This is a genomic window from Vibrio hannami, assembly GCF_029589055.1.
In the GTDB taxonomy this organism is placed as follows: Bacteria; Pseudomonadota; Gammaproteobacteria; order Enterobacterales; family Vibrionaceae; genus Vibrio; species Vibrio hannami.
Window position 1 is genome coordinate 1849238 of sequence record NZ_JARQZP010000007.1, and the last position, 14963, is coordinate 1864200.

Genomic DNA, 14963 nt, shown 5'->3' on the forward strand with positions numbered 1-14963 from the left:
ACGCAGAGCGTTGGGAACGAGAGATGAAAATAGGATTAACAATTCAACCGGATAAGGCGACAAACCTGCTGTTCACCTTCAATCCAGTAAAGCTCATAATGGCTGTATAGTCCAAGCAGGATATACCAACATAGAAGCAAACCAACAATAAGAGCAAAAGCAAAACCCAGTGAGAAAATATTCAGCTGTGGCGCAGCTCGGGTCATTACACCAAAGGATAAGTTAATCGTAAGTAACGCGATAATCCCGGACAAAGACATACTCAATGCAGTTTTAAACATAATGCTCAGCCAAAGCGCCATCTCTCTGAAATCTGTTGTAGTCAGCGATCCTGAGCCAATTGGTAGACTCTTAAAACTAAACACCACAAGCTGGATCAGCTTAAGGTGACCATCTGTTGCCAGGAAAAACATGGTTGCAACAAACATAAACAACTGACCTAGCAAAGGCGTGTTCTGGCCGTTCGCCGGGTCAACCATCGAAGCAAAACCCAGGCTCGACTGCATACCCAGAATCTGACCTAACATAACAAATGTCTGGATCATAAACTGGGTAACCATCCCCATAGCAACGCCTATTAATAGCTGTTCGAAGGTTGTCAGAAAGCCCTCAAAAGAAAGCAGTTGCAGCTCCTGTGGCACAGCGGGAATTGCCGGCATCACAGCAAAAGTGACCGCCAAAGAAAGGTAGAGTCTAATCCGTGTGGAAACAAATCGTGCACCAGTTACCGTCATCACCATAAACATGGCGGATATGCGAGTAAATGGCCAAAAGTAGTTGGCTATCCAATCCAGAATAATGGTCGTTGGATACTCCATAGCGATTCCTAGTAAAGAATCGATGGCAGCCTGTCTACCATCTCAAAGAAGAAACCCATTAAAGCCTGAGTCATCCAGTGACCGAAAAAAGAGAGCGCTAACAGCGTTACAATCAAACGAGGAAGGAAGCTAAGCGTCTGTTCGTTGATAGAGGTCGCAGCCTGGAATATAGCCACAATCAAACCAACCAACAGGCTTGGAATGATAATGGCACATACCATGATAAGCACCATCCAAAGTGCTTCCCGGAAGATTTCTACAAATACCTCTGGTGTCATACTATTCTCCCCCTAGCTACAACGCGAAACTGCCCGCGAGGGTCGAAAGAATCAGGTTCCAGCCATCCACCAGAACAAACAGCATCAGCTTAAATGGCAGTGACACAATCATAGGAGAAAGCATCATCATACCCATTGCCATCAGTATCGATGCCACTACCAGGTCAATTATCAGGAACGGCAGGAACAGCATAAAGCCAATTTGGAACGCGGTTTTCAGCTCTGACGTGATAAAAGCAGGGATAAGCACCGCCATGGATACATCTTCCGGATTCTGAACATCGGAGCCCGAAATATTAACAAAGGTCTCCAGATCTTTTACCCGAGTCTGCTTGAGCATAAAGCTCTTCATCGGCCCTTGAGCCTGATCGAATGCCTGTCTTGCGGTTATTTGCTCGTTCAGATAAGGCTGAACAGCATCTGTGTTCACCTTATCAATCACCGGGGACATAATAAAAAATGTCAGAAAGATAGCGATACCAATGATCACCTGGTTTGAAGGTGTCTGCTGCAAACCCATTGCCTGCCGAAGAATCGACATAACGACAACTATTCGGGTAAACGAGGTCATCAGGATAACCATAGCAGGCAAGAAACCCAGCATGGTCATCAATGCCAGAATCTGAAGATTTATCGAGTAATCTTCGCTACCGTCAGGATTCGCCGTCATGGTAAACGCGGGAATACCGCCGCCACCGGAACTGCTCCCCAGTGCCAGCGTCTGGCGGTTTCCATCCTGACTTTCCAAAGCCTGAACGGTGACGGTTTCAGCACCTGTAGCGGTTGCTGGTATCTGAGTCTCCAGCTCTTCCTGAGCAAAAGCAAGGGAAGCGCTGGCAAAAAACACAAACGCTGCCAGTAAGGCAGCGATAGTTTTATTTATTCTCATTTTTCTTCAGTAGTTGTGATAATTGATTCGCGAATGGCGCAGTTTCCGGCTGCTCTGCGTCAAGGTTCTTGTCTAACCGGGAAATCAGATTGATTGAATGTGGAGTTATACCAACCAGATATTGTTCCTCTCCAGCCTGAACCACCGCGATTCTTTCCTTGGTTCCAACAGGGAGCTGACGAAGTATCTTCAGGTCTTTCTGACCACCGATTGACGGGTGTTGCATCCTTTTTAGCACCCAGGCCAAAACACAAATCAATGCAATAACAAAGATCAACGAACCTAAAGTCGTCGCCAAATCCATTTCTGTCGCACCAGCAGCGAATGCTGGTGTCGATATAAAGAGTAAAGGTAATTTCGCTCTTAACTTCATACGTTTTAGCTTCATACGATTAACGAAGCTTTTTAATACGCTCTGTCTGGCTGATTACATCCGTCAGACGAATACCGAACTTGTCGTTTACCACAACTACTTCACCGTGAGCGATAAGCGTACCATTGACCATTACGTCCAGCGATTCACCCGCCACACGATCCAGCTCAACTACAGAGCCCTGGTTTAGTTGCAACAAGTTACGAATGCTTATCTGAGAACGCCCGACTTCCATAGATATGGTAACCGGAATATCCATAATGGTATCAAGCTTACGACGCTCATCATCGGTGATCGGCGCTGATGTATCCGATAGTTCTTCAAGGGGAGCCGCTTCAACATCATCACCCGAACCCTGTGCGGCTGGGTCTTCACTTAAGGCTGCGGCCCATTCGTCAGCTAATTTTTGGTCTTCATTCGGATCCATTTGTCACTACCTTTCTTCTGGTTTCTCACTGAAGAAACCTTTGATTAAAACTTAATTACTCGTCATCGTCGTCTAAAGAACTTTCATTGCTGATTTCAGCCATGATGTCTTTGCCAAGGAAGGCAATATCAGACTTAACCACTTCTGGCCGCTTAATTTTTTCAGAAATCTGAACCGCTAACTTATCGTCAGAACGTCCCATTTTCACGCGATAAGTCGGGAGTTCTTCTACAAACATAGTTGCGTGTTCAGGCATTTCGATCGGAATAACATCTCCGGTTTGTAGTTCCATCAAATCACGCAACGAAATGTCTCGTTCAAGCAGGTTAACCCTGAAGTTTACCGGCACATCCATGATCTCATCACGAAGTGCTGTGCTCCAGCGAACATCCGTTTCCATCTTGTCAGACTGAACACCCGCATCCAGAAGCTCTCGAATAGGTTCAACCATTGAGTACGGCATTACCACGTGGAAGTCACCGCCACCACCATCAACCTCAATATGGAACGAGCTTACTACGATAACCTCTGTCGGACTCACAATGTTGGCCATACTCGGGTTCACTTCAGAATCCAGGTATTCAAACTCAACACCCATTACCGGAGACCAGGCCTCTTTGTAGTCCGCAAAAACAATTTTCAGCAGCAGCTGAATAATACGACGCTCAGTCGGGGTAAATTCGCGACCTTCAATTTTTGCGTGGAATCGTCCATCACCGCCGAAGAAGTTTTCTACCAGAATGAAGACCAGGCGAGCCTCCATGGTAATAAGCGCTGTACCTTTGAGTGGCCTGAATCGCACCATGTTAAGACTGGTCGGAACGTACAGCGTATTTTGGTACTCACCAAATTTCATCATCTGCACGCCGTTAATAGAGACTTCTGCCGTTTTACGCAGCATATTAAACAAACTGACTCGCATATGACGCGCGAATCGTTCATTAATAAGCTCCAGCGTCGGCATCCGACCACGGACAATCCTATCCTGGGAAGAAAAGTCAAAGGTTACGGCCGATTCCGACTCCTCTTCGAGCAGATCTTCTTCTTCATCAACGTCATCAACGCCGTGTAAAAGCGCGTCAATTTCGTCCTGGGTTAATAGATCAGTCACTTGATTCCTATTGAATTACAAAATCTGTAAATAACACTTTTTCAACTACTGGCTTGCCTACCACTTCGGTCATTGTCGCGCGAATATCATCTGTCGCCTGATCACGCAGCTGAGTGCGTCCGGTAGGGGTTCGTAGCTGTTCAACCGTAGCGGTGCTAAATGTGTTTAATAGAGTACTTTCGATCAAAGGAGAATGGTGTCTCGCCATATCCTCATTATCTATACCTCGAACCATCAACTGAACTTTAACCTGTACCAGTCGATCTCTCTGCTTTCCGGGAGCACTGAACAGAAAAGGTTGAGGTACGTTCACATAGGATGCTGGTTCAGGTAGTGCAACCTGTGATTCAGTCACCATCGCGTCTGATTGCTCAGCATCATCTGAGCCCATTAAAAAGAATGCAGCCCCACCGCCACCTGCAAGTAATACCACTACTGCAATAATGATAATCAGGAGCTTCTTTTTTCCTTTGGGCGCTTCACCGCCTTCCGTGTTTTCTTCTTCAGCCATAGCCTTCTCTAACTGATTAATATTCCGTTACTTCAGTGCTGTTTTATACACTGAAAAAAGTGAGTCGAACATAAAAATATTAAGCGTAATAGCTTATTCCATCATCTTTTGAAGCAATATTCGCATTAAGATTGATGGACTCATCAAGGTTTAGGTCATCATCGGCTGAAGATCCACCAGAAAACCCTGAACCTTTGCCATCATTTCCAGTTGTATACTCTTGGCCTTGTCGACCCGAACTTTGTTGGTGAACCGATGAATCTGCCAGCTGAATACCTTGCTGAGATAACATTTCTCTCAGTCTCGGCATCGCATGTTCTACCATATCTCTGGCCTGGGAGTTAGCCACGGTAAACTGAACCGAAGCCATATCGCCGTTCATCGACATACGAATCTGCATTCTACCCAACTCCGGCGGGTCTAAACGAATATCTACATTCTTCAGGTTCTTCGACATCATCATCTGAACCCGTTCAGCCAATTGCTCCCCACTGGCTTCTCTTGCTAACTGCAATGGGGACTGCGCTGCTGCCTGCTGTACTTCACTTCTTATCTGAGCTTGTTGTAACCCTTGCTGACCTGCCAACCCAGAAAGTTGTTGACTCAACTCTTTGTCTTTATCTTTGCCTTTTGTAGCCATCACACTAGCTGTGCCAGCCGCCGTCACTGAAGCCATCATCGCCGCATTGCTCACTGTCTTATTCGGCGAACTAACGACTTGCGCCTGTTGAGCCGAAAGTTGAGCTACATCCAATGGTATCGCGTTTACATTTTGACTAAACGACTGTGCGGCTTGCTGAGCAGCAGCTTTGTCCATATTCTGATTCACCAGCTGAGCTTGTTGCTGCATTGCCTGATTCTGCTGAGCCTGATGCTGTTGGTTTAGAGCATAAGCGGAAGAGCTAAGTGCTGCTGATTTTACCGCTTCAGGTGCTGATTTTGCGGTCTCAGGTGACATTGTTGCACCACTACTAGCCTGGGCAAGTATTTGCAACTCTTCTTCTGTCAGCTCGCTCGGCTCTTTGCTTAATATTTGCTGAACAACAGCAGCATCTGAAGGTATTTCTACCGCACTCGTACTATTGACACCTGCTTGAGCGGCTGTCGAAGCACCAAGTGCTGCACCTACGCCTACTGCACTAGCCGTTTTACCTGTTTCCCAGATTAGTGCTTCTTTGTTAGCTGCCGCTTCTTTATCACCTTCCGCAGCTATCTGCTTTTCCGTCAATGGCTTAATCTGAGTGCTAGCTGCCATGACAGTCCCATCCACTTTAGGGTTTTCTTTAACTTCTTCCACAGATTCAGAAATCTTATGATTTAACTGCGCTGCTTTTAGTTCCGCTTCAGGTGTTTCACCTTTTACAACCTTAGCTTTTTGACCTTCTACCGCTTGCAGATTCTCTGACACTTTTTTCAGAGACTCAGCGTCGGTTTTACTAAGTTTCTCGCTACCCTGGTTTTCTACTCGAACATACTTAGAAGCCAGTTCTTCGGCCTCTGAAGGCTGTTTTAAAGAATGTGAAGAATCAGTTTCTGACAGCGCAGCCTTTGCAGCAGCTGACTCATTTAACACTTTCGAGCCTCTATCATGGTCTGTTTCGTTCTTATCTTTAGGTAATGACTCAGAACTAACCTGTTGTGGCAACTCTTTGCCGGATTCATTACCTTTTAAAGCCTGGTTAGACTCATCTAAGCGATCAAGTAAAGCACTACCTTCACTCATCGAGTCTGCAACTTTCTTCTCACTGGCAGTTTTTAATTCTGTTTCGGATTCTTTATTGCTTAGGACTTCCTTGCTACTAGCGTCTTCCCCTTCAACATTTTCAGCCTCAATCTCAGTACTATCACCCTCGCTCGAGGCAACACCACTTTCGATATCCAGCATCTTGGCTGAACTCTCGACATCGCCTTCTGCTTCGGTGATCTCCTTGCTCTCACCACTCACTTTGTCAGCACTGCTTTTTTCAGTGGCGTCAGATTCTGAGCTAAAATTGAGCCCAAGACACTCAGAAATCCGCCCGATTCAGACGCTTCGCCTGATGACTGGCTGTTACCTGCCCCGGTTTGCAAAAGCGCAGATGACTTTCCAACCTCAGATACAGAAAGGGTATTTTGGCTCATATACTTACACTCACATCAGGTTTAGCGTTACATATCTGAACAAATCGTTGATATGCCTGTTACGACTAAACTTGCAATAATCGCGCCATACAAGTACCTATTTGGCCAATTCAGAAAGTCGTAACTTAGGAGTGCCGATTGCGACCGAATTGCAAGGTAGAGAACTCATCCATTTGCTTCTGCTCTTGCTTATCTAGAAACATCTGTTTTTCAGTTTTCTTTTTATCGATTAACCATTCGTATGATCGGCGTTGCTTCCGCATTTCCAGCCAGTACTCCTGACAATTATCTACCTGGGTTTTGAAATGACCTTCCGCTTCTTTTTGTTTTTTTAGTGTCTCATCAAGCTGCGTTAAAAAGCGGTTCAGATGACCATACTCACTCGCACTCAGGCCATTCTTGCCTCTGTCTACGAGTTGTTGACAGTAATCCAGGCGATACTTTTCGATTTGAGCAACCTGAACGTAGTAATCATCCAGCTCCGATCTTGCCTTATTGAGTGCTAATACAGCCTGATCTTCTTTCTCTTTAGCCTGCTCAAGCAGGAAGTTCATCGCATTTTCCATTACTGACTACCACTAGGCTGCAATATACTTCTAAGCATATTGACGCACATATCATAAGGCACAGACTCTTTCATGCTCTGTTGCAGATATTGATCCAGTGTAGGTTTAATCGTGAAGGCACTATCTATTGCTGGATCTGTTCCTGGTTTATAAGCTCCAATTGAAACCAGATCCTGATTCTTACGGCAAATTGAAAGTACCTGACGAACAGCTTTGGACATCAGCATATGTTCTTCAGTGGTAATCTGAGGCATAACCCGGCTAACTGACTTCTCCACGTCTATCGCTGGATAATGACCAGCATCAGCCATCTCACGCGACAGTACTACGTGACCATCCAGAATAGCTCGTGAAGCATCAGCAATTGGATCCTGAAGGTCATCACCTTCGGTCAGTACGGTAAAGAATGCAGTAATGGAGCCCTGCTCCGGGCTACCGTTGCCGGCACGCTCTACAAGCGCAGGAAGTTTCGCAAACACTGATGGTGGGTATCCTTTCGTAGCAGGAGGCTCTCCAACCGAAAGGGCAATTTCACGCTGAGCCTGAGCAAATCGGGTCAATGAGTCCATCAATAGCAACACATCCAGACCCTGATCTCTGAAGTACTCGGCAATAGTAAGCGCAGTTTGGCAACCCTTAAGGCGCATTAGTGGTGAAGCATCCGCAGGAGCCGCTACGACAACCGAACGTCGCCTTCCATCCTCTCCCAGAATCTCTTCTATAAACTCTTTAACTTCTCGCCCACGCTCACCAATCAAACCAACGACAACAACCTGAGCCGTCGTACCCCTGGTCATCATTCCAAGTGTTACCGATTTACCAACACCCGAACCGGCAAACAAACCGATTCGTTGACCTTTACCCACCGTCAGCAATCCGTTGATGGCTTTAAGCCCAACGTCCAGAGGTTCTGATATTGGCTTGCGAAGTAGTGGATTCATTGGTTCAGAACTAAAAGAAGCCGTTTGATCGGTATAAATCTCGCCTAGCCCATCAATCGGGTTGCCAACACCATCAATAACACGCCCTAGAAGCTCCATTCCTACCGGAAGGCCACCTTCACCTGTCAGTGGCGTCACTTTTGCTCCAGGCAGTACCCCGGTAATTTGCTCACTTGGCATCAAAAATAGATTGTCACCGGAAAACCCAACTACTTCCGCTTCCATCGAACCGGATAGCGTTTCTACGCTGCATAGACTACCTATCGGCGCTTTACACCCAGTAGCTTCAAGCGTCAGGCCAACAACCCGAACAAGCTTACCGGAAGCAATCGCCCTGGTTCGAAGGCCTGTAGTTTTGTATTGGGTAAGACGATCGGCCAGAGCAAGCATTATTCGTTACCCGGCTGATGGCGGTTCACACCGCAAAATGACTGAAGAACGGACTTAACGCGCTCTTCCATTTTGTAATTTACGCTGGACTCACCTGCTTCAATCTGCACATCACCACGACTCAGTGATGGTTCACTTAGCAGGTTCCAGTTTCTAAACGTTAACTCTTCCTCACCATAAGCTGACTGAACAATTTCAACATCTTCAGGGTTAAGTTTCAGTGTAATTTCATGACCCGCAATAGGAAGAGACTCCACAGACTCCTTAACTGTATCAAGAATAATCTGAGGGTTGGTCTGCACTTCTACATGTACGACTTCCCGAGTCAGTGCGATAACCATATCCACCAGCTGTCGTTCGACCTGAGCGTTCATTAACTCTAGAGGTTGGGAAAACTGATTAGCAAGATCGATGAAATGCTCAACTTGTTGTTTGATATGATCCTGACCAGCAGCAATACCTTCAGCTTTACCACTCTCTAAGCCTTCAGCATGTCCAGCTTCTATCCCCTTATCTTTTCCTTTCTCAAAACCCTGAGTAAAGCCAGCTTCCTGCCCTTGCTGATAACCTTCCTGGTAAGCGTCCTTTTGAATCGCTTCCAGATCAGCAGCACTAAGCTCAACTGGCTCTTCTTCTACTGGCTCTTCAAAGAGGGGATCAACCCGGGTCGTAATTTAATGCCGTTTCACGCGCTTCTTTGTGGGAATCGGATGTGTAATCGGGCATACCCCATTTTTCTGGCTGAATGTCTGATTCGTCCTCACCGGGACGTAAAAAACCGCGCTTACGTTCAAGAGCCATAGGGGGTACCTTTCTAATTATTTGTCTATTTGATGCTTACAAGCTGATATTTACAGGCCAATGTTTACAAGAATTCGTCCGCACCGCCAGCCAGCATAATTTCACCGCTGTCTGCCAGCTTACGAGCAACCGCAAGAATCTCTTTCTGAGCGGCTTCTACATCGGCTACACGTACCGGAGGCATCGCTTCGATGTCATCGCGCATCATCTCAGCAGCACGCTTGGACATGTTCTTGAATATCTTCTCACGCAGACCTTCATCCGCACCTTTGAGTGCTCTTTGCAGAACATCCTGAGGAACATCACGCAGCAGCTTCTGAATACCCATATCGTCCACTTCGATAAGGTTGTCGAATACAAACATAAGATCCTGAATCTGAGTCGCCATATCTTCGTCCTGATCGCGAATCTGATCCATCAATACGCCTTCGATACTGTTGTCCATGAAGTTCATGATTTCAGCAGCAGCCTTCAGACCACCAATCTTAGCAGCCTGCGCACCAGCCTGACCGGCAAACTGTTTCTCCATGATCTCATTCAACTCAGCAAGAGCAGATGGCTGAATCTCTTCAAGGTTAGCAATACGCATCATAAGGTCGAGGCGAACGCGCTCAGGGAACTGAGAAAGAATTTCCGCTGACTGATCAGCCTCTAGATACGAAAGAACGATCGTCTGAATCTGCGGGTGCTCATTGATAATAATGCTGGCAACCTGACGAGGGTCCATCCACTTAAGTGAATCGAGACCTTTCGAACCGGTACCAAGCAAAATCTGATCAACAAGGTTGTTGGCTTTATCTTCACCAAGAGCAGTGACCAGAGCTTTACGCATAAAGTCTTCACTGCCCATACCGATATTGGTGTACTTCTGGATATCTTCCAGAAACGCTCTGTGAACGGCGCCGACTTTGTCATTGTTAAGATCTGCAGCCCGAGCCATTGCACTACCTACACGCTGAACCTGCTTAGGCTCCAGATGGCGAATAATACCTGCGGCATCTTCTTCACTCAGGCTAAGCAGCAAAATGGCGGCACGCTCATCACCAGGGATCTCTGAAATATCCACTTCGGTTCCGGTGGTCGCTACGGGGCCACCTTCTTCACGTTTTACAATCTCATCAGGCATCGGCTATCCAGTTTTTCACTACCTGAGCCGCTAGCTCAGGTTCATTTGCAACAAGCGCTCGTACAGCTTTAAGTACATCTTCATCTTTGTGTAGGTTCGGTAACTCAATACCAGAACCAAACTCGAACGCTTCTCCGCTTTCAATATCACTACCAATCAGGCTGGTATCATCTGCGGCAATAGGAAGTCCATCAGGGCCAAGCTCACGACCTTGCTCATCCACTTCGGCAGTCGGATTAAGCAGTTTCTTCATCGCAGGACGAACCAGCACCAACACCACAATAATCACTACCAGCGCACTCGCGAACCAGCGAACCCAATCGTTAAAGTTCGGGTGGTCCCAGATAGGTTGTTCAACAACCGTTTCCATCTGTGGCTCAGCAAATTTCACGCTAAGTACATTAAGCAAATCACCACGCTGTTCGTTAAATCCGACCGTACCGATAAGCACTTGTCGAATAGCATTCAACTCAGACTCAGAAAGTGGTTCATAAGTTACTTCACCTGTGTCTGGATTAGTTACTGCACGGTTTTTAACCGCAACGGATACTGTCTGACGATTTACAACACCAGTCTGGCGACGTTCATGGCTAATTGTAGTATCAAGTTCATAGTTGCGTGTTGCCTCTTTATGAACAGAGCCCTGACCTAGAACGGAACCGTCTTTCATCTGCGCTACATCCTGAGGGATAGAAGCATCGGCAGGAGGTTGATTACTCAAAGCACCCGGAACACCTGCAACCACATTCCCGTTGTTGTAGTCTTCAAGCGTATATTCGCTTCGGGTAGAAGCCGTATTTGGGTCAAATCTTTTACGAGTCTGTTCTATAGAGCTGAAATCCAGCTCTATATCAACCTGAGCGGTGTAGTTACCGATACCTAGAATTGGAATAAGAACAGAGTCAATTTTTTCACGTAAGCCTTGTTCTTGCTTACGTTCTAAATCTTGCTCTTTGCGACGGGCGGTAGCAATTGGATCCTGCGAACCTGAACTCAACAGACGCCCATGTTGATCGGTAACCGTTACACGGGTAGGCTTCATACCAGGAACGGCGCTGGCGACCATATCAACGATAGAATCAACTTCTTCCTGATTTAAAATGGTTCCGGTTCTAAGAGTGATAAATACTGTTGCTGATGCTTCCTGATTCTGACGGACAAACACACTCTGCTTAGGCAAAGCCAGAAGAACCGAGGCTTTGCGTACCTGACGCATCTGTTCGATAGCTTTGCCAAGTTGCCTTTCTCGGCTTAGTTTTAGTCTTTCTGTTTCAAGGCGTTGAGATACACCAAAACCCATATCGTTAAGCAGGATGTCGTCGCCAGCCGGATCCGGCTGGTTCAGACCTGCGCGGGCAAGGCTCAGTTTAAGGCTGTCATAATCAGCAGCAGTCACCTGGACTGTGTTACCTTCCAGCTTGTATTCGGTTTTTTGCTGATCAAGATAATCAAGGATGGTAATAAGTTCATCTGTCTCGTAAGTACCCAAAGGACGCATTTCAGGTTCTTTAACCCAAAAAAACATCATTACGATGAGTGCAACACAGATAGAAATAGATAGGACAAGTACTACTTGACGAAGAAGATCGAGATCCCCCATCGCCATGTCAAACTTAGAGGAGCTCTTTTCGTCCAGGTCTGGATTTTGTGATACAGAATCCAGTTCAGGGTCTGTCAGCGCAGTGCTACCAGTATCTGCCACCGCTAAATCTGTTGATTGTTTCTCTTCAGCCACTTCAAATCACCCAAATCACACTGGCATGTTCATCAGTTCTTTATAAGCTTCAACAAGCTTATTTCGAACCTGAATGGTCGCGTCAAACGCTACGCTTGATTTGTTTTTAGCGATCATCACGTCTGACAGAGAGACATTTTCATCTCCGCGATCGAAGCGTGTCTGTAGATCTCCCGATGCTTTCTGCAAAGAGTTGACATTGTTGATAGCAGTATTAAGCAGGTCACCAAAATCAGCACCAACTTTCTGACCTGTTGCTGGCATGGAAGTATTCATCGCTTCCATTTTCATCGCCTGCATTTCACCATGAATCCCACTAATACTCATCTAAACCTCAGTTGCCAATTTATTGACTCTGTTTTTTGACCTTATATTGACGCTGCAATTAGTATGCCACCAAACAGACAGGCAATTTCTTTATGGGATCTCGATGCCAGCATCACGCATTTTGGCTAATTTATAGCGCAGCGTACGAGGGCTAATACCTAATTTTTCAGCAATTTCCTTCCTACGACCATTACACTCGATAACTGTCTCGAGGATAATAGCGTACTCTTGCTCTCTGAGTTCCCCACCCAGTCCTTCACCACCAGCTGCTGCTTTCACTGTAGCTGTCGAATTACCGCCGTCAATTTCAGGCTCTGCCACAGGTTTAATCGTTGGCGCTGCTTCACCCGATTCCACAGCATTTTGAAGACTGTTTGCATCATTCCAGTCAATGCCCTCTAACAGAATGTGGTCAGAATCGATATTGCCTTGTTCACTTAAAATAAGCGCTCGCTGAACAACGTTGTCTAGCTCACGAACATTTCCCGGCCAACCATAAGCCAGTAGCTTTTGGATAGAACGAGTAGAAAACTCGGGAACTGGAAGGCCAAGTTTCTGGCAATGACGCTCAGCAAGGTGTTTGGCTAACGGTTCAATATCACCAATACGTTCTTTGAGAGGAGGCCAGGCTATTGGGAACACATTCAGACGGTAATACAAATCCTCACGGAAGTTACCTTCGTTTACATACTGCTTGAGATCTCGGTTACTGGTTGCCAGAACTCGAACATCCAACTGGATGCTTTTACGACTACCCAATCTTTCTACTTCTCTTTCCTGCAGTACACGGAGTAATTTGGCCTGAAGGTTAAGATCCATTTCACTGATCTCATCAAGAAGTATCGTACCTCCCTGCGCTTGTTCAAACTTACCCGGACAAGCCTGAATTGCTCCGGTAAATGCACCTTTTTCATAACCGAAAAGCGTTGCTTCGAGCATGTTGTCTGGAATAGCAGCACAGTTAATGGCTACAAATGGACCATCCTTACGGTTAGACGCGTTGTGAATATAACGAGACATCACCTCTTTACCGGAACCACTAGGCCCCAGCACCATCACATTCGCATCTGTTTTCGCAACTTTATCGGCCAATGCCAGCAACTTAAGGCTTTTTTCATCCGCGACCACCGCATCCCCATCATCATCGGATTTAACAGGAGCATAACGGCTGACCATATTTAACAGTACTTCCGGTGCAAATGGCTTCGCCATATAGTCAATGGCACCTTCTTTCATGGCTGCAACAGCATCTTCGATATTAGCGTAGGCTGTCATCAATAGAACAGGAAGGTTCGGCCAGTGTTGCTTGATATTACGCAACAGTGCCAGTCCACCCATTCCGGCCATTTGCACATCAGATACCACAATATCGACTTCTTGCGCTTTTAGCTTAACCAATGCGTCTTCAGCACAATCCGCCTCTATCCAATCGTATCCAGCAAGCGCAAGGGTATCCACCAACGCTTCACGTAGACCTTCATCATCTTCAACAATGAGTACTTTACTTTGTGCCATTACTCTTCTCCGGATACGTTATCAACCAGAGGCAGGCATACTGTAAAGCATGCGCCATCTCCGGGCTCTGAAATCAATTCTAGTCTGCCCTTATGGGCTCTGCACACCATTTGTACTACTGCGAGTCCAAGACCCGTCCCCTGGGAACGTGTAGTAAAAAATGGCTCCATTATCTTGCTCTGAAGCTCTGCCGGTACTCCTGGGCCGCTATCCTGTACAGATACTTTTAGCTCCCCGCCCACAGGTCTGAAAAACACATCGAGTTGAGACGCTTTACCGGCTATCTGAATGGCATTGATCACTAGGTTACTGATTGCCGACGCTACCGCATTGACGTTCCCCAGCAACTGTGAGTTTTCACCTTCAACTTCAAGGAAGTAGTCGATCTGATTGTTTTGAATAGTCGTCTCAACCATAGGCTGCAGCTCAGACACAAGGTCCTGAACAGTAAAAGGTTTTACGACCTTATTATCTCCGCCTTTTGCAAACAGAAGCATATCGTTAACCTGCTTTTCCAGGTCGTGCAGTCTATCCATCAGCTTAGTCTGAAATCGTTCTCTTGTTGGAGCAGGTAAATTGGGAGCCCCCAGATTTGATGCATATAGCATTGCACTAGATAGCGGAGTTCTGACCTGGTGTGCCAAAGAAGCGACCATTCTGCCTAGGGATGACAAGCGCTGGAGGTCACCGACTCTGGATTGAAGCAAACGAGTTTCGGTTAAGTCCGTGACTAAAATCAACTGACCGGAAGAGGATGCAGAGATCGCCAGCCGAACCTTTCGGCCATTTCGAAGAGAAATCTCATGGCCATCATCATCCTGAGGGGAAAACGCACTCTGAATAACAGAGAACCACTTTTCCCCAACCAACGGGACTTCAAGCAAGCGCTGAGCTTCTGGATTTGCTTCCTGAATCTCACCCTGTGTATCAAGCAAGATAACGCCAGCGGGCATAACATCAAGCACCTGCTTGTAGCGGCCAACCTGCTCTTCTAGGGTATCGGGGTATATCGAATTTTCCATGCGATGTGTCGA

The 14963-nt window shown here is 46.5% G+C and carries 16 protein-coding genes and 1 pseudogene; all 17 read right to left on the reverse strand.

Features of this window, described 5'->3' with window-relative positions; genetic code table 11:
- Positions 1-35: 35 nt before the first annotated feature.
- The 17 genes and pseudogenes from fliR to P7F88_RS23045 all read right to left on the reverse strand — a co-directional run bounded on the left by fliR (position 36) and on the right by P7F88_RS23045 (position 14951).
- A complete protein-coding gene (gene fliR, locus P7F88_RS22965; protein WP_277828616.1) occupies positions 36-818 on the reverse strand; it encodes a flagellar biosynthetic protein FliR in 783 nt (260 codons plus the stop codon).
- An 8-nt stretch (positions 819-826) separates the two neighbouring features.
- A complete protein-coding gene (gene fliQ / locus P7F88_RS22970) occupies positions 827-1096 on the reverse strand; it encodes a flagellar biosynthesis protein FliQ (protein ID WP_277828618.1) in 270 nt (89 codons plus the stop codon).
- A 16-nt stretch (positions 1097-1112) separates the two neighbouring features.
- Entirely contained in the window at positions 1113-1985 is an 873-nt protein-coding gene (fliP, locus tag P7F88_RS22975) for a flagellar type III secretion system pore protein FliP (RefSeq protein ID WP_277828620.1), read from the reverse strand.
- Positions 1972-2373 (reverse strand): flagellar biosynthetic protein FliO, encoded by a 402-nt coding sequence (fliO, locus tag P7F88_RS22980; RefSeq protein WP_422128456.1) that lies wholly within the window; start codon positions 2371-2373, stop codon positions 1972-1974. Before fliO ends, fliP begins: the two co-directional genes overlap by 14 nt.
- Positions 2374-2377: 4 nt before the next feature.
- Positions 2378-2785: a flagellar motor switch protein FliN gene (fliN, locus tag P7F88_RS22985; protein ID WP_277828622.1), complete on the reverse strand. Its 408-nt coding sequence runs from the start codon at positions 2783-2785 to the stop codon at positions 2378-2380.
- A gap of 55 nt (positions 2786-2840) precedes the next feature.
- Positions 2841-3896: a flagellar motor switch protein FliM gene (fliM, locus tag P7F88_RS22990; RefSeq protein ID WP_277828624.1), complete on the reverse strand. Its 1056-nt coding sequence runs from the start codon at positions 3894-3896 to the stop codon at positions 2841-2843.
- Between the two features lie 7 nt (positions 3897-3903).
- A complete protein-coding gene (gene fliL / locus P7F88_RS22995) occupies positions 3904-4407 on the reverse strand; it encodes a flagellar basal body-associated protein FliL (RefSeq protein ID WP_277828626.1) in 504 nt (167 codons plus the stop codon).
- A 79-nt stretch (positions 4408-4486) separates the two neighbouring features.
- Complete coding sequence (locus P7F88_RS23000; RefSeq protein WP_277828628.1) at positions 4487-6352, reverse strand: flagellar hook-length control protein FliK; 1866 nt, start codon at positions 6350-6352, stop codon at positions 4487-4489.
- Entirely contained in the window at positions 6349-6528 is a 180-nt protein-coding gene (locus P7F88_RS23005; RefSeq protein WP_277828630.1) for a hypothetical protein, read from the reverse strand. The genes P7F88_RS23000 and P7F88_RS23005 overlap by 4 nt, the downstream gene beginning before the upstream one ends.
- Before the next feature lie 125 nt (positions 6529-6653).
- A complete protein-coding gene (gene fliJ / locus P7F88_RS23010; protein WP_277828631.1) occupies positions 6654-7094 on the reverse strand; it encodes a flagellar export protein FliJ in 441 nt (146 codons plus the stop codon).
- The gene (gene fliI / locus P7F88_RS23015) at positions 7094-8425 is read right to left on the reverse strand and encodes a flagellar protein export ATPase FliI (protein WP_277828633.1); all 1332 of its coding nucleotides are present in this window, start codon (positions 8423-8425) and stop codon (positions 7094-7096) included. The genes fliJ and fliI overlap by 1 nt, the downstream gene beginning before the upstream one ends.
- Positions 8425-9226: pseudogene (gene fliH, locus P7F88_RS23020) on the reverse strand (flagellar assembly protein FliH). The gene fliI and the pseudogene fliH overlap by 1 nt, the downstream one beginning before the upstream one ends.
- Positions 9227-9290: 64 nt before the next feature.
- Positions 9291-10352, reverse strand: coding sequence for a flagellar motor switch protein FliG (gene fliG, locus P7F88_RS23025; RefSeq protein ID WP_277828635.1), 1062 nt, complete (start codon positions 10350-10352; stop codon positions 9291-9293).
- On the reverse strand, positions 10345-12087 hold the full coding sequence (fliF, locus tag P7F88_RS23030; protein ID WP_277828637.1) for a flagellar basal-body MS-ring/collar protein FliF: 1743 nt from the start codon (positions 12085-12087) through the stop codon (positions 10345-10347). The genes fliG and fliF overlap by 8 nt, the downstream gene beginning before the upstream one ends.
- A gap of 15 nt (positions 12088-12102) precedes the next feature.
- Positions 12103-12414 (reverse strand): flagellar hook-basal body complex protein FliE, encoded by a 312-nt coding sequence (gene fliE, locus P7F88_RS23035; RefSeq protein WP_277828639.1) that lies wholly within the window; start codon positions 12412-12414, stop codon positions 12103-12105.
- A 90-nt stretch (positions 12415-12504) separates the two neighbouring features.
- Positions 12505-13929 carry a sigma-54-dependent transcriptional regulator gene (locus P7F88_RS23040; protein WP_277828641.1) on the reverse strand — a complete coding sequence of 475 codons (1425 nt, stop codon included), beginning with the start codon at positions 13927-13929 and terminating at the stop codon, positions 12505-12507.
- Positions 13929-14951 carry a sensor histidine kinase gene (locus tag P7F88_RS23045; RefSeq protein WP_277828643.1) on the reverse strand — a complete coding sequence of 341 codons (1023 nt, stop codon included), beginning with the start codon at positions 14949-14951 and terminating at the stop codon, positions 13929-13931. The genes P7F88_RS23040 and P7F88_RS23045 overlap by 1 nt, the downstream gene beginning before the upstream one ends.
- Positions 14952-14963: the final 12 nt, after the last annotated feature.